Annotated in this window: 15 protein-coding genes; 2 read left to right on the top strand and 13 right to left on the bottom strand. The window is 65.2% G+C overall.

All coding sequences use genetic code 11. The features are described 5' to 3' along the window. Window positions 1–132: 132 nt before the first annotated feature. The 8 genes from AC3WW4_RS02195 to AC3WW4_RS02160 form a co-directional block, all read right to left on the bottom strand. Window positions 133–399 (bottom strand): hypothetical protein, encoded by a 267-nt coding sequence (locus AC3WW4_RS02195; RefSeq protein ID WP_488826760.1) that lies wholly within the window; start codon window positions 397–399, stop codon window positions 133–135. Beyond that, entirely contained in the window at window positions 353–1,111 is a 759-nt protein-coding gene (locus AC3WW4_RS02190; RefSeq protein WP_488826759.1) for a DUF3304 domain-containing protein, read from the bottom strand. The genes AC3WW4_RS02195 and AC3WW4_RS02190 overlap by 47 nt, the downstream gene beginning before the upstream one ends. Further along, window positions 1,098–1,856, bottom strand: a complete 759-nt coding sequence (locus AC3WW4_RS02185; protein WP_488826758.1) for a DUF4123 domain-containing protein — start codon at window positions 1,854–1,856, stop codon at window positions 1,098–1,100. The genes AC3WW4_RS02190 and AC3WW4_RS02185 overlap by 14 nt, the downstream gene beginning before the upstream one ends. Before the next feature lie 46 nt (window positions 1,857–1,902). Further along, window positions 1,903–4,962 carry a type VI secretion system Vgr family protein gene (locus AC3WW4_RS02180; protein WP_488826757.1) on the bottom strand — a complete coding sequence of 1,020 codons (3,060 nt, stop codon included), beginning with the start codon at window positions 4,960–4,962 and terminating at the stop codon, window positions 1,903–1,905. Between the two features lie 102 nt (window positions 4,963–5,064). Beyond that, entirely contained in the window at window positions 5,065–6,153 is a 1,089-nt protein-coding gene (locus AC3WW4_RS02175) for a CaiB/BaiF CoA transferase family protein (protein WP_488826756.1), read from the bottom strand. Beyond that, window positions 6,150–8,309, bottom strand: a complete 2,160-nt coding sequence (locus AC3WW4_RS02170) for a 3-hydroxyacyl-CoA dehydrogenase NAD-binding domain-containing protein (protein ID WP_488826755.1) — start codon at window positions 8,307–8,309, stop codon at window positions 6,150–6,152. Before AC3WW4_RS02170 ends, AC3WW4_RS02175 begins: the two co-directional genes overlap by 4 nt. Window positions 8,310–8,326: 17 nt before the next feature. Beyond that, window positions 8,327–9,532: an acetyl-CoA C-acetyltransferase gene (locus AC3WW4_RS02165; RefSeq protein ID WP_488826754.1), complete on the bottom strand. Its 1,206-nt coding sequence runs from the start codon at window positions 9,530–9,532 to the stop codon at window positions 8,327–8,329. Between the two features lie 41 nt (window positions 9,533–9,573). After that, on the bottom strand, window positions 9,574–10,728 hold the full coding sequence (locus AC3WW4_RS02160) for an acyl-CoA dehydrogenase family protein (protein WP_488826753.1): 1,155 nt from the start codon (window positions 10,726–10,728) through the stop codon (window positions 9,574–9,576). Window positions 10,729–11,030: 302 nt separating this feature from the next. Here AC3WW4_RS02160 and AC3WW4_RS02155 point away from each other — a divergent pair, with 302 nt between their 5' ends. Together AC3WW4_RS02155 and AC3WW4_RS02150 are read left to right on the top strand one after the other, a co-directional pair. Continuing rightward, window positions 11,031–11,672 (top strand): TetR/AcrR family transcriptional regulator, encoded by a 642-nt coding sequence (locus AC3WW4_RS02155; protein WP_488826752.1) that lies wholly within the window; start codon window positions 11,031–11,033, stop codon window positions 11,670–11,672. Window positions 11,673–11,766: 94 nt separating this feature from the next. Next, window positions 11,767–12,456: a VIT1/CCC1 transporter family protein gene (locus tag AC3WW4_RS02150; RefSeq protein ID WP_488826751.1), complete on the top strand. Its 690-nt coding sequence runs from the start codon at window positions 11,767–11,769 to the stop codon at window positions 12,454–12,456. A 54-nt stretch (window positions 12,457–12,510) separates the two neighbouring features. On the opposite strand, the gene AC3WW4_RS02145 is transcribed toward AC3WW4_RS02150, so the two are convergent. The 5 genes from AC3WW4_RS02145 to AC3WW4_RS02125 all read right to left on the bottom strand — a co-directional run bounded on the left by AC3WW4_RS02145 (window position 12,511) and on the right by AC3WW4_RS02125 (window position 24,471). After that, entirely contained in the window at window positions 12,511–18,687 is a 6,177-nt protein-coding gene (locus AC3WW4_RS02145; protein ID WP_488826750.1) for a YDG domain-containing protein, read from the bottom strand. Window positions 18,688–18,708: 21 nt separating this feature from the next. After that, on the bottom strand, window positions 18,709–20,427 hold the full coding sequence (locus AC3WW4_RS02140; protein WP_488826749.1) for a ShlB/FhaC/HecB family hemolysin secretion/activation protein: 1,719 nt from the start codon (window positions 20,425–20,427) through the stop codon (window positions 18,709–18,711). A gap of 194 nt (window positions 20,428–20,621) precedes the next feature. Further along, window positions 20,622–21,323, bottom strand: coding sequence for a response regulator transcription factor (locus AC3WW4_RS02135; protein WP_488826748.1), 702 nt, complete (start codon window positions 21,321–21,323; stop codon window positions 20,622–20,624). Next, a complete protein-coding gene (locus AC3WW4_RS02130; RefSeq protein WP_488826747.1) occupies window positions 21,296–23,131 on the bottom strand; it encodes a sensor histidine kinase in 1,836 nt (611 codons plus the stop codon). Before AC3WW4_RS02130 ends, AC3WW4_RS02135 begins: the two co-directional genes overlap by 28 nt. Before the next feature lie 65 nt (window positions 23,132–23,196). After that, window positions 23,197–24,471 carry a DEAD/DEAH box helicase gene (locus AC3WW4_RS02125; protein ID WP_488826746.1) on the bottom strand — a complete coding sequence of 425 codons (1,275 nt, stop codon included), beginning with the start codon at window positions 24,469–24,471 and terminating at the stop codon, window positions 23,197–23,199. Window positions 24,472–24,538: the final 67 nt, after the last annotated feature.

The following is a 24,538-nucleotide window of genomic DNA, read 5'->3' as shown; positions in this document are numbered from 1 at the left end:
CAGACGCCCCGACGCTGGTCATGGGTGTGACTGGCTTGCAACCAACCAGCAGAGTAACCAAGCAAAGCAGCACGAGCACGGCAAGTCCGCGCACAGGCAGAATCGGCGCAGGACCGAGTGATGTAATTATCGTCATTGGAGATGCGGTATTTCCTGGCACACGAAGCCTGGCGTGTCGCGGAATTTGTTGTTGTTGGTGCCGTCGAAGAAGACGCCGATGAAGATGTCTTTCTGGCAGGTCAGGGCGAGTTCTTTTTGGGTGCGGCCATCAAGGTAATTGACGTTGCTAATATCTTGTTCCGCGCCGAGAAGGTCAAGTGGCTGGATCGGCACGGTTCTGAAAAGCGCACATTCATTTTTTTCTTGGCCCCCACAGAATGCCTTTGCAGAAAGGCTCATCCTCATAGTCCTGCATGCACTGATGCATGGCTGCCGCGCAGAGCAGTTCCCCGTCGTAGTTTTCCTTTGGATAATCAGCATCCTTCGTGTAGGCGCAATAGCCTTTAGCGTTCGTATCAAAAATCCTCGCAGTAGCTCGCTTGCAGACCTTGCGCTCAAGGTGAGCCAGACAGCTTTCCCAGGGCGTTTCCTTGACACGACCTTTCCAGTCTGGATGACCAGGCTCTCCCTTGGAGACCACGATTTCGACCTCGTTCTTTGGGTAGAACACCACGTACAGATCAGCGGGCTCGTCGTACTTGGGTACTTCAAAGTCGCGGGCGTATTTCTCGGGGTAGGTTTGCTGCCGGTCGGCTTCATCCCAGACCAGACGTAACTTGATGCCTGGCCGCCAGGTTTTGGGAAGACTGAGGCAGCAGCCTTTTTCACCGCCAGTGCCCAGCATGTCCACGATCGATCCACCAATGGCCGTTGGAGGGGTGGTGGACAAGTCATACAGGGTGTACTTCACCCCCCTGTCGTGCATGTAGTTGACGCTGTCGCTCATAACCGAACTGTTCGCATCGCCTGCCTGATTGGCATGAGCGGATGACGCAGACGCACCGACGTTGGTCATGGGTGTGACCGGCTTGCAGCCGACCAGCGCAGCGACCAGGCAAAGCAGCATGAACATGACATGTGCACGCATGAGAGAGATGTCAGTCTTGGGCATGGGGAACCTCTTGCCATTTCGACAATGCCCAGGACAGCAGCTCTGTGTCCTCATCAAGGAACTCGCCTCTCGCATCTTCGATGCACTTCGCTGAGAAGGTGCTTTGCTCTGCGTGGGTGAGTTCATTTTTGAAACGCGCGTCCATTGACCTCAACTGGCTTGCCAGCATAAAGGGGGCGATCTGGGCCAACAGTGCATGCTCCTGGCTGGCATCTAACCGCAGAGGCTGAGTGGTTTCAGCATTTAGTTTGGCGGTCGAGAACGCCATGTCTTTGGGTGTGCCATCAGCCGTCACGATCCACCATGATCGACACCCACCAAATACCGCGATGCGCTGCTCTGGGGTCATGATCATGCTGGTTGCTTGCAGCATCTGCGTGTCTGCGAAGCGCCATAAGTATTCGGAACCATCCATTTGAAGACGCAGCAAGGAGCGAAGGTGCCGCAGCCATTGAGCGGTACTCTTGTGTGTCTGAATCAATGTCAGGATGGGCAAGCTTGCGCACAGCCCGTCCAGATCACGCAACTCCAGTGCCAATTGATGTGGGTCTGAGCTCAACTCCACCAACATCGGAGAAAGCTCGGCCACGTTTTCTGCAAAAGTGCCCTCGTACAGCAAGAAGCATTTCTCCGGCGGATACAGTTTGCGTAGGCGCATAGCCAACCCATTGATCTGTCCAGCGTCGATCAACGCCAACCCACCTGCCTCATCTTCTTTCCAGATGGTTTTCGAATGGTGAGACAAGGCGTAGCTCAGACATTTTCTTGATACGGACATCCGGGCGACCTTCTCAATTCAGTGCAGCGACTGGGCTACCAGAAGCCATGGCTTTGCGCAAGCACTCGACGCAAACAGTCCTGGGCATGGCCGGAAAGCTCCACCCCATTGTTCCGGGCCCCACCATCGGTTTCTTCCCAGCCTTCACCGTGATCTTCCCCGGACACTGCGCCGTGAACTGCCCCCCTTCGATGGTGATGCTCGCCCCACCCGACACCGCCAGCACGACCTTCTTGGCCGCGGCGATGTTGACAACCCCACTGGCCGTCTTCAACTCCAGCGTTTGCTTGGCGGCCACCTGCGCAGGCCCGGCCTGCGCCTGCAAGTCGATGGGGCCTTGGGCGGCGATCATCGTCAGGCCTTTGCCCGCCGCTTCGCCACCGGGCTGGATGGCCCCAGCCAGCACGCCAATGGCCTGCCCGGTCTGAACCCGCGCCTGCCCCCCTACCGCCCAGTGGGTGTCTTGCCCGCTGGCGATCTGGGTTGTGTCGCCGCTGCTCAGGTGCAAGTCCTGTCCGGCGGTCAATCCGATGCCGGCCTTGCCAACGAGGGCGATGTCCGGGTCAGCGCTGTGAGGCACCTTGTCGGCACCTCCTTGTGTGAGCTTGGCGGCCGCATCGGCCTGGGCGTTGGGCAAGCTGGTGTGGCTGACCATGCCGCTCAGGCTCTTGGTCAAGGCCGCAGCGGGTGCTGCCTGGTCGTCCAAGGCGCTTTGGCCGGCTTGCTGGCTGCCCACCGCTGTCGCCACGCCGACGGTCTGGTGCGTGGTGGCCGCCTGGTGAAAGGTCTGACTCAGCTGCTGAGCTTGTTTGGCCAAGGCCATGCCGGGCGCGTTGTCTCCGGCCGGCTCAGGCGTTTGCCCCAGTCCGTTGCGCAGGCCAAAGGTGGTGAGCATCACACCGCGCGCGGCGCGCAGGCCACCCCAGGCATCGGTGCGCAGCTCAAAGCCCTGGCCCCGGAAGCTGCCGCGGTGGTTGTCGGCCTGGTGCAGCAGGTGCCCCATTTGCAGCCAGGTCTGATGCTGGGTGCTGTGCAGCTGGGTGCGCAGTTGCTCGGGCGTGTCGTCGAGCACGAGCTGGTTGTGGCCGTTGCCCCCAAATTCCTTGCTCTTGACGCCACTGAGTGCGGCGGCGTTCGCCTGGCCCGGGCTGCCTTCAGTGGCGGCCCCGGGAGCTGCACCATGCCAAGCCGGGCTGTGGCCACCGCTGCCGCTGTTGACCTGGTTCATCTGGCTGCTGGGGCGATGGTCGGCGGACTCGGCCAGGGCGGCCGTGTCTGACGCTGCGGCTGCACCGCCTGGGGTGGCCGGCACGCCCGACGCCCCCCGACCGTTGTAGAGGCTGGCGATGACCACCGGCCGGTCGATGTCGTTGCCCAGGAAGCCCACCAGCACCTCCTGCCCGATGCGGGGGATGAACTGATGCCCACCGCCCGCCGTGGCGGCGCGCTGCACCACCCGCACCCAGCAACTGTGGTCGCTGTTGGCGCGCTGCGGGGCAAAGGGGTTGGCTTGCCAATGAAACTTCACCTTGATGCGGCCCAGCGCATCGGTGTGAAGTTCGTCGGCCCCTTGGGGACTGGTCTGCCCCTGGGGGCCCACGACGATGGCCGTTTGCGGGCCCAGCGCCGTCGGGCGCGGGCGTGGCCGGGCCCCGGTGTCGTCAAGCAGCACGGGACGCCAGAGTACCTTACGGCGCAGCGCCTCGAATTGGCAGGCATAGCCTGTGCGTTGGGCACGCTCGCGCAAGGCATCGGTGTCGGCCACCGCCTCGCCCACATCGCCAGCCGACGAGCCCCGTATGTCGTCTGGCACGGGCAACTCGGCATCGCCGAGGCTGCGGGCAATCGCCTCGCTCAGGTCCTTGGGCAGGTTGTTGATGCCCAGGGCGTGCACGCGGGTGAAGAAGAAATCCTTGTCACCCTCGGCTTGACCGAACTGCGCCAGGGGATCGAGGGTGGACTGGGTGACGGTGGCCCAGGTGCCTGCCCGCAGGGTGCGCACCGTGCCACGGCCCAACCAGCGTTTGTAGCGGGCCTCCAGCGCTTCCTGCAGGCGGGTGGCGGCAAACTGGGCCTCGGCGGCGGTGCCCCAGAGGAAGTCGCCGCTGGGGTCGTAGCTGCTCAGCCAGCCCTGCAGGCTGCTGGCTTCGGTGCCCCCCCAGTGGTGTGCCGTGGGCACCTCCGCGCTGATGGCGGCGTTGGCCTTGTAGTCCCAGCCTTGCACCACGGTGGCGGTGGGGCCCAGCTCGCGCAGCGCGGCCAGGGCCTGGATGCTGTCTTGCGCCTCCTGGCTGCTGCTGCCGTGAAAGCGGATGCCATGCCCGCCCAGGCTGCTTTGGCTGGTGAAGTCTTGCGGTTGGCGGCTGCTGTCCACGAAAAAGACGACGCGGTGGCCGCCTGGCGCCGCCTCGTCTTCTTCCACCCGCCAGCCAATGCCTTCTTCGGCCAACAGGCGCTGAACAAAAGCCAGATCGGTTTCGCGGTACTGCACGCAGTAGCTGCGCCGACCACCGTTGCGAGCAGACAGCCCCTGGGCAACGTAGGTGGGCACGTCCTCGTCCCAGTGCCAAGCCGCGATGCCAGCGTGGTCGGCGAACACGTCTTCGACGATCTCGATCACGCTTTTGTCTTGCCAGACGCGGCTTTGCAGACTGTGGCCGAGCAGCGCGATCCAGGGGCGCACCAACAAGGCCTTGCGGGCCAGGCCGCCGTCGCTTTGCAGGGACCAGGCTTCGGTCACGTAGCCGCTGCGGCGTGCCAGGCTGCCATCGGCCAACGTGGTCAGCAAGGTGATGGGACGGGCATACAGCTGTTTGAGCTCGACATGGGCGTCGAGCACCAGCGTGTTGACGTAGAGGGAAAAGGGCTCTGAGACGGCATCGTGGAGCGTGAAGCTCTCGACCATCAGGTCGCCAGGCAGCGCACGTTCACGGCTGGCCGATGTGAGACGGTAAAGACGGGTGTCGGTGTGCCAGGCAGCCACCAGCGCGCGCCACAGCGGCGCGGCAGAAGATGGCAATGGCGGCAGCCCCGGCATGCCGGCCAGTTGACCGGGTCGGCCCGACAAAATCATGGTGTCCCTGGATGAAATTCGTTTGTCAGGGAGTCTAGGAGGGCGGGCTGCGCGGGGACGCCCCCCTGATGGGGTGATTGTGCAACGGGCCGTAACGCCGCGTCAGCCTCCGGTCACGGCGTGCCAGGGTTGCGTGCCGGCGTCGCCCGCAAACAGCGGGTGATCCTCGGCCTCGGCCAGGGTGAGCACCGGGGTCACGCAAGCATCGGCTTCGGCGAATCGCTCGGCCCACACCGCCAAGGGCTGAGACGCCACCAGCGCAGCGACTTCATCGCGTAGCGCCAAAGCGTCCGGGGTGCCAGGCAGGGCGCCCCGCTGCCAATGTCGGTCGGTCCAGTCCGCGCGCCCGAACACCTCGCAGGCGGCACGCCAGAACTTGTGTTCCAGCGCCCCCACGGCCAGGTGACGGTCGTCGGCCGTGCGGTAGAGGCTGTAGCAAGGCAGGCCGCCGTTGAGCATGTCTTCGCCGGCGCCCGGGCGGTGGCCCAGCATGGGCGCCAGCAGGGCTGCGGTGGAGCGGGGCATGACCAGGTGCGCGTGCAGGCCGTGCGTCATGCTGACGTCGATGTGGCGGCCCTGGCCCGTGCGCTGCGCCGCGAACACCGCCGCCAGGATGGCGATGGTGGCCATGGCGCTGCCGCCAGCCAGGTCGCCCCACTGCACATTGGACTGGGCCAGGGCGCCATCGGGTGCGCGCATCTGATCGAGTGCGCCTGAGATCGCCATGAAGTTGAGGTCGTGTCCGGCCTTGCTCGCCCAGGGACCGGTCTGGCCATAACCGGTGATGGACACCATGACCAGCCGCGGGTTGCGGGCGTGCAAGGTGGCGGCATCCAGCCCCATGGCCGCGAGGACACCCGGGCGAAAGCTGTCGACCATCACGTCGGCGGTGGCCAGCCAGTCGCGCAACTGCTCCAGGTCATCGGCCTGCCGAAAATCGATGTGGCGGCAGGTCTTGCCGTGGTTCAGCTTGTCAAACAGCGAACCCAGGGCCCTCGCAGGGTCGCCCTCGGGCGGCTCGACCTTGAGGAGATCGGCCCCCAGGTCGGCCAGCATGCGGGTACTGAAGGGCCCCGGCAGGTTGCGCGTGAGGTCGATCACGCGCAAGCCGCTCAGCAGCCCGCTCAAGCCCGTCGCGCCGGGCCCGGTGGAGGCCACCGGGCTGGCTGCCGCGCCGCGGGCAGAGCTCACAGCACATCCTCGAAGCGGCCGCCCTCTTGGGCCATCTTCACCACGATGGCCGCAGGCTCGAAGCGAGCGCCATGGCGCTGCGCCAGCTCGCGGGAGCGGGCCACAAAAGCCTGCGCCCCCATCGCGTTGATGAACTGCAGCGCACCGCCCTGGTGGGGCGCAAAGCCCCAGCCGAAGATGGAGCCGATGTTGGTGTCGGCCACCGAACGCACCACGTTTTCCTCGTAGCAGCGCGCGGCTTCGTTGGCCTGGATGAACATCAGGCGGTCGATGATGTCCTGCTGGCTGGGTTGCGCGGCCTTGGGTGGATAGATCTCCAGCAGGCCAGGCCACAGGGTCTTGTCCTTGCCCTGGTAGTCGTACAGGCCCTGGCCGCTCTTCTTGCCAACGCGGCCCCGCACGCCACACACCTCTTGCAGCACGGCCTCGCCAGGGTGGGCCGGGTAGTCGATGCCTTCGGCGGTCAGGTCCTTGCGGGTCTGGGCCGAGATGTGCAGCGACAGGCTCAGCGAGACCTCATCCTGCAGGGCCAGCGGCGGCATGGGCATGCCCGCCTTCATGCCAGCCACTTCCACCGAGCGCGGGTGCACGCCTTCGGCCACCATGGCCAGGCCTTCCATCACATAGGTGGCGAACACGCGCGAGGTGTAGAAACCGCGCTTGTCGTTGACCACGATGGGCGTCTTGCCGATCTGCAGCACGTAGTCAAAACCACGCGCCAGGGTCTCGTCCGACGTGTCGGCCCCCACGATGATCTCGACCAGCGGCATCTTGTCGACAGGCGAGAAGAAGTGCAGACCGATGAAGTTGGCCGGGCGTACGCTGGCCTTGGCCAGACCGGTGATGGGCAAGGTCGAGGTGTTGGACGCGAACACCGCATCGGGCGCGATGACGGCTTCGGTCTTTTGCGTGCAGGCGGCCTTGATGTCACGGTCTTCGAACACGGCCTCGACCACGAGGTCACAGCCCTTGAGGTCGTCGTACGAGGTCGTGGTCTGGATGCGGGCCAGCAGCGCATCGCGCTTCTCGGCGGTGCTGCGACCGCGAGAGATGGCCTTGTCGAGGATGCCTTGCGAATAGGCCTTGCCCTTGTCGGCGTTCTCTTGGGTGGTGTCGAGCAGCACCACGTCGATGCCGACCTTGGCCGACACATAGGCGATGCCCGCGCCCATCATGCCGGCGCCCAGGATGCCGACCTTTTTGACCTTGCCTTCGGCGATGCCTTTCGGGCGGGACTGTCCCTTCTTGATGGAGTTGAGCTGGTGCCACAGCGTGCCAATCATGTTCTTGGACACCTGCGAGACGACGCAAGCAGCGAAGTAGCGCGACTCGACCTGCGAGGCGGCATCGAAGTCCAGCAGACAGCCCTCGAACAGGCAGCTCATGATGTGGGTGAGCGCGGGGTAGTTGCCGTGCGCCTTGGCGTTGGCCATCGACGGGGCAATGGCCAGCACCTGCACCACGGCCGGGCTCTTGCTGTCGCCGCCGGGGATGCGGAAGCCCTTGGTGTCCCACGGTGCGGCGGCCTTCGGGTTGGCCAGGCACCAGGCCTTGGCCTTGGCGATGAGCTCATCGCGTGAGCCTGCCAGGTCGGTGACCAGGCCCATTTCCTTGGCCTTGGCCGCCGTCAGCTCCTTGCCCTGGGTGATCAGCTCCATGCTCTTCTGGATGCCGATCAGGCGCGGCACGCGCTGGGTGCCGCCGCCACCGGGCAGCAGGCCCAGCTTGACTTCGGGCAGACCGAGCTTGAGCTTGGGGTCGTCGAGCGCGATGCGGGCGTGGCAGGCCAGTGCCAGCTCCAGGCCCCCGCCCAGGGCGGTGCCATTGAGCGCGGCGACGACCGGCTTGCCGCACTTTTCCATGCGGCGCAGCATGCCCTTGAGGCTTTCGCACAGCTCGTAGGCCTCGTCGGCCGAGGTGATTTGCGTGAGCTGGTCGATGTCGGCACCGACGATGAAGGTGGACTTGCCCGAGGTGATGACCAGGCCCTTGAGGGCGGCGTCGGTTTCCAGGCGTTGGACAAGTTCGGCGAAGGGCGCGGTCAGCGTCGGGTTCAGCACGTTCATGGCCCGGCCGGGCATGTCGATGGTGACCAGGCCGATGCCGTCGGCGTCGATGGCGAGGGTGAAAGCTGGGGATGTGGTGGATGCGGTCATGGTGCGAGGCCTCCCGATCAGACGCGTTCGATGATGGTGGCGATGCCCATGCCGGCACCGATGCACAGCGAGGCCAGCGCGGTGGCCTTGCCGGTGCGCTCCAGCTCATCCAGGGCGGTGCCCAAGATCAAGGCGCCGGTGGCACCCAGCGGGTGGCCCAGCGCGATGGCGCCGCCGTTGACGTTGACGCGGTCGAGCGAGACGCCCAGGTCGCGCGCGGTCTTCATCGGCACGGTGGCGAAGGCCTCATTGATTTCCCACAGGTCGATGTCGCTGGCCTGCATGCGGGCCTTGCCCAGCGCTTTCAGGCAAGCGGGCGTGGGTCCGGTCAGCATGATGGTGGGCTCGGAGCCGATGACCGAGCACATGCGCACCTTGGCACGTGGCTTGAGGCCGGCCTTGAGGCCTGCTTCCTTGCTGCCCAGCAGCACCAGGGCCGCGCCATCGACGATGCCCGAGGAGTTGCCGGCGTGGTGCACGTGCTGGATCTTCTCGATGGTGGTGTACTTGTCGAGCGCGGTGGCGTCAAAGCCCATGGTGCCCATCATCTCGAACGAGGGCATGAGCTTGGACAGCGATTCGACCGAGGTGCCGGGGCGGATGGTTTCGTCCTTCGCCAGCATCGTGCGGCCATTGAGGTCGGTGACGGGCACGACCGAGCGGTCGAAGTGGCCAGCGGCCTGCGCAGCGGCAGCGCGGCGGTGCGACTCGGCGGCGAAGGCGTCCAGGTCCGAGCGGCTGAAGCCTTCGAGCATGGCGATCAGGTCGGCGCTGACGCCCTGCGGGATGAAGCTCAGCGCGGTGTTGACGCGTGGGTCCATGGCCCAAGCACCGCCGTCGCTGCCCATGGGCCAGCGGCTCATGGACTCGACGCCGCCTGCGACCACCATGTCTTCCATGCCGGACATGATCTTGGCGGCGGCCAGGTTCACGGCTTCCAGGCCCGAGGCGCAAAAGCGCGACAGCGTGACGCCCGCGACCGACTCGGCCCAGCCGGCATCGAGCACGGCGGTGCGCGCGATGTCGGCGCCCTGCTCACCCACCGGCGTGACGCAGCCCAGCACCACGTCATCGACCAGCGCGGTGTCGAGGTGGTGGCGTTGTTGCAGCGCCTGCAGCAGCGTGCGCAGCAGCCACACGGGGGTGGCCTGGTGCAGGCTGCCGTCTTTCTTGCCCTTGCCGCGCGGCGTGCGCACGGTGTCGTAGATATACGCTTCGATCATGGAAGGTTCCTCAAAGATGGCTGGATGACGCGACCGTCAGATCACAGGAAACGGCTCGCGAGCTCCTTCATGATTTCGTTGGTGCCGCCGTAGATGCGCTGCACGCGGGCGTCGGCATACAGGCGGGCGATCACGTACTCCTTCATGTAGCCGTAGCCGCCAAAGAGCTGCAGGCACTCGTCGATCAGCTTGCACTGCTGGTCGGTGATCCAGTACTTGAGCAGCGCGGCGCGCTCCACGCCCAGCTCGCCCTTGAGGTGAGACACCATGGCCGCGTCCACCATGGCGCGCGAGGCCATCAAGAGGGCCTGGCATTCGGCCAGCGTGAAGCGGGTGTTCTGGAAGTTGAAGATGGGCTTGCCAAAGGCCTGACGGTCCTTTGTGTAGGCCAGGGTTTCCTGCATGGCGAGCTCCATCGCGCCCACGCCGCCGACGGCCACGATCAGGCGCTCTTGCGGCAGCTCCTGCATCAGCTGGAAGAAGCCCATGCCTTCTTGCAGGCCCAGCAGGTTCTCCTTGGGCACCACCACGTCGTCGAAGAACAGCTCGGAGGTGTCCTGCGCATCCATGCCGATCTTGTCGAGGTTGCGGCCGCGGCGGAAGCCGGTGACCTCATCGGTCTCGACCATCAACAGCGAGATGCCTTGCGCACCCTTGCTCTTGTCGGTCTTGCAGACCACGACGATGAGGTTGGCGAGCTGACCGTTGGTGATGAAGGTCTTGCTGCCGTTGATCTTGTAGCTGTCACCGTCGAGCACGGCCGAGGTGCGCACGCCCTGCAGGTCGGAGCCGGTGCCGGGCTCGGTCATGGCGATGGCGCCGATCAGCTCGCCCGAGGCCATCTTGGGCAACCAGCGCTTTTTCTGCTCTTCGGTGCCGTAGTGCAGGATGTAAGGCGCGACGATGCCCGAGTGCAGCGAACCACCGAAACCGGACTGACCGGCGGCGGCCTGCGCCAGGATCAGCGCGGCCTCGTGGCCGAAGTCGCCGCCCGCGCCGCCGTACTCTTCCGGCATCGAGGCGCACAGGAATCCGTTGGCGCCAGCCTCGCGCCAAGCCTCGCGGTCCATCATGCCCTGGGCGCGCCAGGCTTCGTCCTTCGGACCCCACTGTTCTTTGAAGAAGCGCGTGGCCGACTCCAGCAGCATCTTGTGCTCGTCGGTCATCCAGGTGGATTCGAAGTTCTGAATGGGCATGGGGTCTCCTGAGGTGGCGTGTACGGGCACGTACACGTGGGTGCGCGAACCGCATGACGCGACGCCTTCCCTTCAGACCCTTAACGGTAACTTCAATTACCGTTGGTGGAAACCCGTAGAACAGACATCCTGAACGACACATTCTGTCGTCGTGTCGCATGGAATGCCTTTTGGCATCGCGTCTGCGGCAGATATCTCATGTTGATCAAGGCCGCCTGACAAGGCAAGAGGATTGCGCCTGATTCGGCGAATGATCGTTCATTTGGTAATATGAATTACCTGTTTGGAAAGATGGATTCCTCATGTCTGAGCCCGCTGCCAGCCCCCCTCCACCCCGCACCCACGCCGAGCGCCGCGCCATGCTGGCAACCATGCGCGCCGACACGCTGCAGCGCATCGAGAACGCGGTGCTGAGCCTGTTCTCGCAGCGCGATTTCCACGAGGTCAGCCTGATGGATGTGGCGCGCACCGCCCACGTGTCCTTGCAGACGATCTACAAGTACTTCGGCAGCAAGGAGGTGCTGGTGTACGCGATGCTCGACGTGATGCTGGGGCGCCTGGCCGAGCGCATGCTCGACCACCTGCAAGGCATTGACGATGCCCGCGAGCGCCTGCGCAAGACCCTGTGGGTGACGGTGGACTACATGGACAAGCACCCCGCCGTGATCCTGCTGCTGTTCACTGCCGTGCCGGTGTCCCGCCACAATCAGATCGGCATCTACGAGAGCGCCGAGTTGATGGGCGCGTTTCGCGGGGTGCTCAAGGATGGGCAGGCGCGCGGGGTGCTCAACCACAGCGTGTCCTCCAAGGTGCTGCTGGACGTGTTCATGGGCATCATCGGCCGCGTGATCCTGATGCACATCGTGCGCGGCGAGCGCCGCCCGCTGACCGAGCAGTTCGACGAGTTTTTCAACATCGTATGGCGGGCGATGTCGGTGGAGTGAGGGCGGCGCACAATCAAGCCCCAACGCTGCCGTGGCACCCTCCACACCCACCGGGCCCCGGCAGCCCATCAGGCACAAACGAGGAAGGCACCCCATGCGACACACCGAAGGACACCGAACTCACCGCATTGGCTGGCTGCGCGCCGCCGTGCTGGGGGCCAACGATGGCATCGTCTCCACCGCGAGCCTGGTGCTGGGGGTGGCGGCGGCCGGTGCCGACGCCAAAGCCATCTTGGTCGCGGGCGTGGCCGGCCTGGTGGCGGGCGCCATGTCGATGGCCGCTGGCGAGTATGTGTCGGTCAGCTCGCAAGCCGACACCGAGCAGGCCGACCTGGCGCGCGAGCGAGAGGAGCTGGCCAGTGACCCCAACCACGAACAAGCCGAGCTGACGAGCATTTACGTCAAACGCGGCCTGGAGCCCGCCCTGGCCGCCCAGGTGGCCACCCAGTTGATGCGCCACGACGCCTTGGGCGCGCACGCGCGGGACGAGCTGGGCATCTCCGACACCCTGGCGGCGCGCCCGGTGCAAGCCGCCCTGGCCTCGGCCGCCACGTTTGCGGTGGGCGCGGTCCTGCCGCTGCTGGTGGTGCTGCTGGCACCGGCGTCGGCCATCCTGTGGGCGGTGGCGGGCAGCTCGCTGCTGTTCCTGGCCCTGTTGGGCGCGCTGTCCGGCCGCGCCGGCGGAGCGCCGATGGGGAAAGCCGCCTGGCGGGTGACCTTCTGGGGTGCCCTGGCCATGGCCTTGACGGCCGGGGTGGGGGCTTTGTTCGGGGTCGCGGCCTGAGGCCGGGCTTGTCCTTGAGTGCGAAAATCATGCATCCAGCTGAACGACTGGTGCTCAAATTTTCGCCTTTTTCTCCTCCGCCTGGGTGGATGCGTCCGGCGTCAAAACCACCGCCCTCACCTGGCGCAAGGAAACGCCCAGGTCCAGCTTGGCCAGCGCCAACCCGTAAACCGACACGGTTTCTGCAGAGATTCCGACGACATCAACGGGCAGGGCAAGGACCAGCGTGCCATCTGCCAGCAAAGACACACGGATCACCGCACTCTGACCATTGCCAAGCGGCATGTTCGACTGCGTCGACCGCGTCACCGTCTGTGTCATGCCCGGCAGTTGCGACGAGCCCCTGACAGTCGGCGCCAGCGCCACCCGATCGCCCGCATCGGTCACAACATACTGGCCCAGCGTCTGCAAGGCATTGCCACGATCGGCGTCCGCGCGGTAGAGCGGCACCACGGTCGTGACGGCTGACTGACTTCCCTGCCCAACCAGGAGCAAGCTGGCCGTACCCTGATGGCTCAACAAGGAACCCATGTCCAGCACCGCAGCGGCATCGACCGCCCCCGCGTTCGCGGAGACCGCACTGCCACCAAGGAGCGTGGCGTACGGCACGCTGAGGCTGACCGGCACAGCTTGCGTCTGGGTAGATGAGAACCCACTGTCCGCGCCACCGGTGTTGCCGCTGACATACTGTGTGCCAGTGGCAGTTCCATTGCCACCGCCGTCGGTGATGAGCAGCGCGGTGACCCCCGGGGTGCTCGGTGCCGGATTGATGTCGGCTCGACCCTCGGTGGTGGTGGCGACCAGTTGGTAATTGCCGGCATCCGCACCATTGAGCGCGATGCTGCTCACCAGCACCAGCTTGTCCTTGCCCACATTCAGGTCGCTGAACAGCCCGCTGCCCGTGGCCGCGACGTTGTCGCCACTGACGACACCCGCCAATGAAATGCCGATGACCTGGGCCGGCAAGGCCCCATCGTACGTCTTGTCGGCCACGGCAGTGCCGCCCACCGTCAGGCTCTTCGGCGTGATGCTGGCCGTGCCGCTCGTCGTTGTGCTCGACACCGTGTAGTTGCCCGCATCGCCGCCCGTCAGACTCACGCCACTGACGGTCACGGTCTTGCCCGTGCCCGCGTTCTTGGTGTCGAACGCCCCGGTGGCGCTGGTGCCCACGCTGTCACCGCTGACCACACCAGTCAGCGCCACCGCGCTCACGGTTGCCACCGTGCCACCGTCGTACACCTTGTCCGACACCGTGGCCGTGCCCACCGTCAGATTTTTCGGCGTGATGCTGGCCGTGCCGCTCGTCGTCGTGCTCGACACCGTGTAGTTGCCCGCATCGCCGCCCGTCAGGCTCACGCCGTTGACGGTCACGCTCTTGCCTGTACCCACGTTCTTGGTATCGAACGCCCCGGTCGCACTGGTGCCCACGCTGTCACCGCTGACCACGCCGCTCAAGGCCACCGCGCTCACGGTGGCCACCGTGCCGCCGTCGTACACCTTGTCCGACACCGTGGCCGTGCCCACCGTCAGACTCTTCGGCGTGATGCTGGCCGAGCCACTCGTTGTCGTGCTCGACACCGTGTAGTTGCCTGCATCGCCGCCCGTCAGGCTCACGCCGCTGACGGTCACGGTCTTGCCCATGCCCGCGTTCTTGGTGTCGAACGCCCCGGTCGCACTGGTGCCTACGCTGTCTCCGCTGACCACACCGGTCAGGGCCACCGCGCTCACTGTGGCCACCGTGCCGCCGTCGTACACCTTGTTCGACACCGTGGCGCCACCCACCGTCAATGTCTTGGGCGTGATGTTGGCACTGAGGCTGCCCGACGTCGTCGCCAACTGGTAGTTGCTGGCATCGGCCCCCGACAGGCTCAAGCCACTGACCGTAACGTTTTTGCCCGTGCCCACGTTCTTGGTGTCAAACAGCCCTGTTCCTGCCAACGACACCGCGTCACCTGAAACGATCGCGTTGCCCAGACCCAGGCTGGCTGTGGTGTTGCCGTCGTACACCTTGCTGGCTGCAGCCAAATCGCTCACCGCAATGCTGCGTTGCGTGATGGACCCAATCGCACCGCTGGTGCTGGTGCTGGCCAGCTGGTAGCCATACACAGCAGCCCCGCCCTGGCTGGCGCCCGCCAAAGCCAGGCCATCCGCCGTGACGGTCTTGGCTGTCCCGACGTTCTTGTTGTTGTAGCTCGCGCTCATGCCCGCCAGGTTCAGCCCCACGGCATCACCGTCAATGGCCCCGCTGAGCGTGAAGTTCCCCGCGAGCAGGCCGGCCGCTGTGGTGGCATCGTAGATCTTGCTGGTGACACCGGTCAGGCCGGCCGTCAAGCTGGGTGCCACGCTGTACAGGAAGCCGTTGCCGCTGCCCAGCACGGTGCTGGCCGTTGTGGCGTTGTATTGCTTGAAGTCCGAAATCAGTCCACCCCGCGTGTCCGCCAGCGGCGACGTGGAGTACACGCGCCAACCCCCGTTGGCCAACTGCAAGGCATTGCTGCCCACGTTGTTGATGAAGTTGCGGCTGCTGGCCAACAAGATGCCCACTGCGGCGTTGCCAGCATTGCCGACCGAGACACGCTGAGCCAGGGTGAGATCGCTCGTGGCACCACTGGTGCGCACATCCACCGTGCCGGCGGCGGTCACACCTACAAGGCCATCGACACTCCCTACGGTCAAGGCACGACCATTGCGGAACGTCAAGCTGCCAACATCAGCTGCGAGCGTAGCAACCTGGTGCGTGCTGCCATCGAGGTCGGCCACCCCGGCCGTGCGCACAGCCAGTTGGTTGGCGGTCAAGATGCCGCTACCGCCGATGCCCGAACCATCGCCGTCGGTCAGGATCAGGGTGCCGGCCGTCGCACCGACAGCCGCATCCAGACTCAGCCCACCCTGGGCCGCCTCCACTTTCATCGAGCCCGTCGTGGCGATCAAGGTATTGCCGCCACTGATGCCATTGACCGTCTGGCCCTGCAGGGTCACCCGGTTTCCCACACCCACGCTGACCGACCCCACCACCGACAGGTCTCGGCTTGTGTTGCCGATAATCAGATTGCTGACGTTGTTGAAGCGTGCCAGCGATGCCTGCTGAATGGCGCCTGCTGTGCCGCCAACGGTCAGCGCACCCAGGCCCACACGGTCCATGGTGACCGTGGCCTGGGTCTGGTTGCTCACTGTGGCACTGCTGGCGTTGAGCGTCGTGGCCCGCAGGTTCAAGGTGGTGGCGGTGTTGTTGAAATTGATGGGGGCGTTCAATGAGAGCGTGTTGCTCGCCGTCAGGGTCGCGGCGCCGGTGGCACCGGCCTGACGAACCAGACCGCTCACGCCGTCCACCGTGCCCAGCCCCCAGTCGGCAATGCTGCTGGTGATGCTGCTGTCAGAGCTGCCCCCCAGGCTGGCGGCCAGGGTGGTGAAGTTGAACGCGCTGTCACTGATGGTGGCGCCGCCCCCAGCGGTCACCGCCAGATTGCTGGCTGATACGCCACCGTTGACCCCTTCGACCCGGTTGCCGCTGAGCAGGTGCACGGAGGTGGCCGTGGTACTGATGTCGCTGTCAAACACCAGATTGCCACCATCGGCGCGCCCCACCGCCAGGGTCGCTGCGTTGATCTTCCCCACAGAGCTGTTGCTCAAGCCACTGCCCAGGCGCAGCTCATTGGCCGCGGTTTGCTGGCGCAAGGTCACCTTGCCGTTTCCACCGTTGGCGGTAACGGCCTGCACGATGTTGATATTGTCACTCGTGATCGTGACGTTGCCGTTGGTGTTGGTCAGCGTGGCCGTCGAGTCACCGACAGCACCGATGTTGACGGTGCGATTGACCAACTCCAGTGTGCCGTTGGCATTGAATGCGAACCCTCCGGCCGGCACACTGATGGTGCCCGTACCGTCTTCGCGCCCGATGGTCAGGTTGCGGATCCCCGGAAGTTTGGCCAAGGTCGATGCCGAGGCAAAGCCATTGGCATCGCCCAGCACCATGTTGACGCTGGCATCGGCCGGCTCCAGACGCATGGAGGCCGTGCTCAGGTTATTCAAGATGGCGCCCGTGAAGTCAATGGCCGAGCCGCGCAGCGTCAACACCCCGGTCCCAGTGTTCAGGTCGACTGTCGACGACAAGCGGATCACGCCATCGGTGAGGATGCTGGCGCCCGCGTTCATCTGGAAGGCCGTGTCGATGTCCACATCGCCGCTGGCTGACAAGGTGCCGCCCAGCACTTTGGTGCCGGACGTGTAGCTACCATCCGCCTTGAAGACGATGCGACCGGTGCCCAGCGTCATGTTGCTGTTGAGATTGACAGCACTGGTGCCGGTCGACACGTACAGATTGCCGCCGTTGGTGGTGATCGGCGAGGACAAGGTCAGACCGCCCCCGCTAGCATTGTCCGAATCGCCCCACAAGCGGACGTAGCCTCCATTGGTGGTGATCGCCCCGGCGATCGTCAAGCCATCGGCGGCAAACAGGGTGACCGATCCTGCGCCCGGCGTGCCGCTGCCCACCGAGGTCACCGTGTGGGTCGGCAAAGTCCCCGGATTGCTACCGGCCCCATGGGCAATCAGATTCCCAATATTGGTCAGGTAGCCTGTCCCCGTCGAGCCTGCCACCATCATGATGCTGCCTGTCCCAAACACCTCAACGGTGTTGGCTGGGTTGGCAAAACTGATGCTGCCGCTGCCACTGGTTCCCGCCTCCACCCGCAGGCTGACGTTGTTGGCCATGCTCAACTTGCCATCACCGCCATTGAGCGACAGGTCACCAAAGGTGACATTGCCCGTGGCCTGCAACAGCACGTTGGCGTTCTGTGCCTCCAGGTCTGCCACCGTCACAGTGTCGCCACCGATGTTGCCGGTGGCGCTGCCCACCTGGATGGAAATCGTGGCCGGGTCCAGCAACAGATCCCCCGTCTGGCCGTGCTGGGCCAGCGCATTCGTGCGCCCTTGGTACACCAGGCGCTGCTTGCCGGACACCTCGGCCAGGCCACCGTTGCCCGCCACATCGCCGCCACGGATGTCGATCTGCCCGGCAAAGCTGGTGCGGTCATCGGACCAGAAGATCACGCGGCCGCCGTCACCGCTTTGCTGTGCGCGGGCATTCACGCGCACGCCCTCGTCCACCTGCAAGGACGTGGCATTCGCAAAGCGCCCATCCTTGCCCTGGTAGCCGCCGCCCACATGGATGCGGCCGCCACCATCACGCCCGGAAGCATCCAGAGAGGCCTGGCCTTGCAAACGGATGTGCTGCCCGGTGATGCTGATCTCGCCTCCTTGACCTTGCCCCGCCGAGGCATCCAGCGTGCCACGTACGACCACAGTCCCGGCTTCATTGCCACCATCGAGCACAATGCGGCCGCCCTGAGCGCTCAAGCCTCGCGCCTCGATGACGCCGCTGGTGTTGATGACCTCGCTCATCAGCGCATTCGCGCCGCGGGCGGTCAGGGTGACCACCCCACCATCCGCCTGGAGGTGTCCATGGTTTTGAACCAAGGCGTGCACGGCGGCGCGGTCCACGCGCACGCCCAGCAGATCGTCGCCGCCCAGGCTCAGGGTGACGGCCTCCCCGGCCGCCAAGGCCACATGACCTTGCTGCGCTTGAAGGGTGCCGGTGTTGCTCACTTGAGGCCCCAACAAGGCGATATAGCCCCCTTGAGACGTGAGGCGCCCCTGGTTCACCACCGCCCCACCCGAGCGCCCTTGGAAGGCATAGCGACCTGACAGGAAGTCGGCGTCACTCAGAGCCAATGACGAAGCCACCAGCCCGCCCACATCGACGCTGGCCCCCTGGCCGAACACGATGCCCGCAGGGTTGAGCAGCCAGACCTGGCCATTGGCCGCCATCTGACCAAAGATGCTCGACGCCGTTCCTCCGGTGACGCGGTTCAAGGCGATGCTGTCGTGACCCGGCTGCAAGAACTGCACACGGGCGTCCGCGCCCACATTGAAGCTGTCCCAGTTGATGATCAGGCGGCTGCTGCGCTGCTGGATGGTGGTCTGGTTCAGGCCCTGCTGGATCTGACCTTGCCCCGCAGCGATCTGGCCCTGGCCAGGCAAGACATTGACCGGTGGCGCCTGCTGTGCATGGGCACCTTGCAGCCCCCCGGCGAGCACGATCGCCACGGCCGCCAGTTGGCCGGCACGGCTGCGCTTGCCCCGGGCACGGGTGTGTTCGCACACGGCTATAAATGATTGGGTGATCTCGTTCCAGACGAGGCGATAGACGTGGTTCAGGGAAGCGGTTTTCATGTCCAGGCTCGCAAGGGTGACTCAGTCAAAACGGCGCGTGGCTTGCAGCCAGGCGCGTACATCGCTCTCGCGACCATCGGCATCGCTGCCATCGGTGGCGCGGCCCGGGTTGCTGCCAATGCGAGCAGCCACCGCGCTTTGCACCGCCCATTTGTCCTTGGCCACGTTCAAGCCCACCCCCCAGCCCTTGAGGTTGTAGCCATTGCGCCCGGTCGCCGTCGGCACGGCACCTGGCCAGGGTTGGGCGTTGAGCTCCACACGCCCCGCATCAACGAAGAACAGCAGCTGCGCCTGGTCCACCCAGGGCATCGCCACCTTGCGACGCAACTCCAGTGTGGCCAGCAGGCCCCGGTCACCCACCGCCTCGCCAACGGGATAGGCCCGCACACCATTGGGTCCACCCAGGATGAACTTCTCGGCAGAATCCAGGTTGTCGCCACTCCACTGACCTGACAGGCCCAGGAAGGCTATCCAGTCTTCGCTGATGCCCAGGTTCTGGAAGCGGTTGAGGTTGAAGGCCAGCTTGGTGAAGCCACCCTGCGTTTCAGCGCTGTTGGCATCGGCCAGCTTGTTCGCCGGGTTCCCGTTGAGGCTGACGTCCCCCACCGTGACGTTGAGACTCCCCGTGGTCAACCCGCCGCCCAGCAGCGTGTCAGCGGCATTGCCCGACACCGCCACGGTGAGATTGTTCAAACGCCGCTCGCGGATGTTGGTTCTCAAGGCGTCATCTTTCAGCGCCTTGTACTCCAGCAGAGCTTGAGCGTACAGATTGCGGTCACGCGTGCGGACGATGGGATAGCTCACGCCCACCGCAGCCGTGGTGGCACTGCCCTCCAGCTCCAGGGGGGCCAAGGCGCCGCCCACTTCGTAAATCAGATGGGTGGCTGACACGCTGGCCTGCAGGCCATTGGGCTGCAAAGGCGTGCTGTAGCTGGCCGCCAAGGCCTGGGTGTTCTCGCTGAGCGTCACGGAAAACATGAGCGCATCGCCGCGGCCTGTCGTATCCAGCAGACGCAACTGGCTGGTCACGCGGGGCACACCGGTGCTGCGACTGCCGAAGTTGTCTCCGATCACCGTCACCTGCTGCAACGGTGCCTGGGTCGCTGAAACCGCAAGACGGCTCGTGCCAGGCTCATCGCCGCGCTCGATCACGGCACGGGCACTCACCCCGGGAACGTCATTCATCAGCAGCACCGCGCGTTCCAGGTCTGCCTGACGCAAGGCCTCACCGCGGGGCAATGCCGTCTCCGCCACCGCCTTCAGCCGGGACGGATCGATGCGGGTGTCGGCTTGCAGGACGATGCGCTCACCGCTGGACTGCAAACGACCGTCGAGCACCTCGATGGTCAGCAGGCCATCGGTGAGGTCCTGGCGCGGCAGATATGCCCGTGCCACCACGTAGCCACGATCACGCAGGTATTGCGTGACACGCTGCGCCAGTTGCTGCAACTGGGCATGCGTCAGCTCACGACCGAGGTCCGGCTGGACCACAGCCTGCAGTTCGGCTTCCGGCACCAGGTTGGCCGCCCCCGAGAATCGGACCAGGAGGATCCGGGCACGCAAGTCCTGGGAGGAAGCCCCACTGGCCGGCGCAACGTCGGCCGGTGTCGTCACCGCCGGAGCGCTGTCCTTGGGGGGCACCATCGGCGACGAGCCGGCACGCTGCTGCTGGTTGAGCAACTGTCCGGCATCGGGCACGGAAGGGTTGGCGTGAGCCAGGGGGGCAAAAGCGGCCAGCAACAGACAAGCAAGTGGCAGGCGCCGTGTCAAGAGACGACTCGGAATGCGGCAAGACATCGGGATACGGGTCCATCACAGTCGGGGATGGCCGCAATATAGACAGCGCCTATCGCGCAAATCTCGCAAAGTCTCGCAAGACCAAGTACGCCACTTAGGGCGACACCGCCACTGTGCGTTTCACATCACATCGCCGTTCACGCCGATTCGATGGCCACCTTCAACAGCAGCTGATAACCGCGCCCCCAGAGCACCTTGATGCACGGCTCGCCTTGCGTCAAAGGGCTAAGCTTGACACGCAGGCGACTGATCGAAGACTCCAGGCCACGCTTGCTGCGGATGTCCAGGCTCTCGATGTCCGCCGAGTCGAGCACGCGGTCGGGCGCCATCGCCATGGTGCGCAGCAGGCAAACCTCACCACCGGTCAAAGGAAGACATTGCCCTGAAGGGCTGAGCAACTGGTTGCGCTCCGGCTGCAAACGCCAGACATCCTGGTGACTGCGACGCAAGCGCCGCGCCAGGCTCTGGATGGCCGCCGCCAGTTCATCGGGCAAGGCGGGCTTGGCCAGGAAAATGTCCACACCATCGGCGTAGGCCTCCACCCGCTGTTCGCCCCGGATGCGTCCTGACAAGGCAATGATGCCGATGTCCGGTCGGGCAGCGCGCATGCGTCTGGCCACGGACAGCCCGTCCTCGAAAGGCAGATTGAGATCGAGCACCATGAGATCAATCGGCGTCTGCAGGATCAGCCGATCGATCTCCAGAGGAGAGTCCAAACCCGTCACCTGATGCCCAAGGGCTTGCAGATGGTCCACCAGCTCGTCCAGCAAAGGCGCGTGATCCTCCACCACCAGCACATGCAGGCTGTGTGTCAGGGGAACGCGGTCAGGGGCAGACACAAGCTGAACTCCACGTGTTCATTGACGGTTCTCACACCCAGTGAACCACCCAGATGCTGCGCCAGATTGTGCCCCAGCCACAACCCCAGACCGGCGCCCGGCAGGCCCTTGGCTTCCTCGGCGCGGTGGTACTTGCGAAAGACCCGATCCGGATCCGGGGCCCCGGTCGGCCCCACTTGGTTTCGAACGGTCAGACACCAGCTGCGGGCATCGGACTGCACAGCGACGCTGACCGGGCTCCCAGTGGGCGAGTACTTGCAGGCGTTGTCCAGCAAGTTGCCCACAATCACCCGCAACAGGTCCGGATCGGTCTGCACTTGCAGCAGCAGATCGCCTTGGCGGCGCAAGCGATCGGGCTCGGCCATGGCATCGTGCACGGCCTCGAGCAAGGCGCCGACGGCGACGCTCTGCACATTGAGCGGCAGGCTGCTGTCATCCAGCAGGTTGGCCTCCAGGACCCGCTCCAACACCTGGTTCATGGCTTCGACCGAGGCATCAATCCGCGCAATGCGTTGCAGCACTTTGTCATCGTCAGACGGTGCGTGCCATCGACGCAAGGCATGGCTGGCCAGGCGAATGGTCATCAGCGGCGTCTTGAGCTCATGGCCCAACATGTCCAAAAATTGCTGCTGGTCCGCGCGCTGTTGTTGCTCCAGGGTCAAACGCTGGGTCAGCAACAACAGCCTGAGCCGGCTCTCGCGTGCCGCAGCGCGGTCGTGCCGCGATCGCGTCACCAAGACCACCAGCATCAGCAGGGCACTGCTCAACCCAAAGTACAGGGATGCCAGCAGGTTGCCGTGGGCCGCGCCACGCAACCCCAGCAAGGGCAGCATGGCATACCCCGTCAGGATGGCCTGAACGCCACAAGCCCACCACCAGGCCCGTCGCGTGAGCAAACCATCGCGACGCGAACTGACCACCATCCAGACCAACAGTGGCAACGTCAACAGCAAAGCGACCAGGGCATTGCTCTGTACCGCCCAACGGGTCTCACCCAGCTCCATCAACAGCATTTGAACGGGGAACAGCAGCATGGTCAGGGTCACGGCATACCGTGATGCCACCGACGGCTGGTTGTCCATCAACGCCGAGCGATAAAACCCCAGGGACAGCATGGTCGACAGACACACACTGACGCTGGTGAACACATGCCCGGCCGCAGACCACGCCTCCGGCAACAGCACCGCCATATAGCCTTGCAAGGACAGCGCAAGGACGACCGCATTGACCTGCGCAGCCATGAACCACAGGTTGACCACATGACGGCTCAGGGTGTAATCCAACCAGGCCAACAGCGCCATGCACAGCATGATGCTGAGGTGAAAGATCAGCACCGTGTCCAACTTGATGTCAAGAAAATGGGCGTCCCGTCGATCAAGGGCCTGCACATGGAACATCAGGCTGCTGCTGGTGTTCACACGCAAGAACAGGATGTGATCGCCCGCCTGGGGAGGTTGCCACGTGAACGCCAGCGCAGCGGAAGCATGCTCCCGCGTCGCGAACGAGAGGGTGTCGCCGGTGTCGCGCGTATGCCATCGCCCCGGGTGTTGCGGATCTGGCAGATACAAACGGATGTGGTCGAGATAACTGGGGCGAATGCGCAGCACCAGCGTCTCCCCAGACTGCGTCACACGGACTTTCAAGCGCACCCACAGGGTATCGGGTCGGTACCCCAGGGACAAGATGTCGGGTGCGGCTTGCCAGCGGCCGGACTGCACCCCCTCCACGGTCAGCTGACCGCTCGGATCCATTTGCCACATGCGCTCGACGATGCGATCCTGGGCGAGAGCCACACCGGGCCAGAACATCCCCAGCCAGGCCGCGATCCACCACCACCCTGTCCACCTCCGTTTGACACAGAGGTAAGCCAGCCTCACCGACATGCAGCCTCTCTCAGCTTGTCCTTTTTGCTCTTGCGCTTGCCCTTGACGCCACCGTTCGGGTCCAGCCCCTGGGGGGCCGCCGGCAGGCCGTCCTCGTCCAGCTCGCCCGCCTCGCCCGGCACCGGCTCGAACCCAGCGATCTGCTCGCGCGGCACCCGCAGGCCCTGGCGCTTTTCGATCAGGCGAAAGTGCGCCTCGGTGTCGGGGCTGATGAAGCTGATCGCCAGGCCGCTGGCACCCGCCCGGCCCGTGCGGCCGATGCGGTGGATGTAGTCATCGGGCGAGCGCGGCAGGTCAAAGTTGACCACCACAGGCAACTGGGCGATGTCGATGCCGCGTGCGGCCACATCGGTGGCCACCACCACCTGCAGCTCGCTGGCCCGGAAGGCGTTCAGCACGTCGCGGCGTGCGCCCTGGCTCAGGTCACCATGGAAGGCGGCCGCGTGGATGCCGGCGCGGTGCAGCTTGTGCGCCACCAGTTCGGTGGCGTACTTGGTGGCGGCAAACACCAGCACGCGCGCCTCGGGGCCCCAGTCGCTGGTCTGGATCAGGTGCTTGAGCAGCTGCGCGCGCTTGGGCGGGTCGACCTCGATGGCGCGCTGAGTGATGTCGGGGCGGGTTTCCGGCTCGGCCGGCACCTCGATGCGCACGGGCTCGTGCAGCAAGGTCGAGGCCAGTGCCTGCACCTCGTCGGCAAAGGTGGCCGAGAAAAACAGGCTCTGGCGCTGCGGGGGCAGCAGGGCCAGGATCTCGGCCAGTTCGGCGGCAAAGCCCAGGTCGAGCAGGCGGTCGGCCTCGTCGAGCACCAGGGCGGCCACGTCGCCCAGGTGCAGCGCGTTGTGCTGGACCAGGTCGAGCAAGCGCCCCGGTGTGGCCACGACGATGTCGGCCCCGCCACGCAAGGCCATCATCTGCGGGTTGATCGAGACCCCACCGAAGGCGGTGACGATCTTGACGGGCGCCCCCAGGCCGTCGGCCAGCTCGCGGGTCACGCCGCCGACCTGATCGGCCAGCTCGCGCGTGGGCACCAGGATCAGCACCAGCAGGCGGCGCGGCGTGCTGCGACGTGTGCCCAGCACCTGCTGCAGCAGCGGCAGCACGAAGGCCGCGGTCTTGCCCGAGCCGGTCTGGGCCAGACCGAGCACGTCCCGCCCCTGGAGGATGGCCGGGATGGCGGCCGTCTGGATGGGCGTGGGGTGCACGAAGCCCTGGTCGGCGGCAACGCGCGCCAGGGGAGAGGTCAAACCAAGGGAAGCAAAGGGCATGGCGGCAGTGTAAAGGCGAGCACCCTGGCATGCCCCTGCGACAATTGGGGTTTTGCACCGCTTTGAG

The organism is Aquabacterium sp. TM01 (assembly GCF_057808345.1).
The sequence above is the reverse complement of the archived record's forward strand: the minus strand, read 5'-3'. Positions and strand labels throughout refer to the sequence as shown.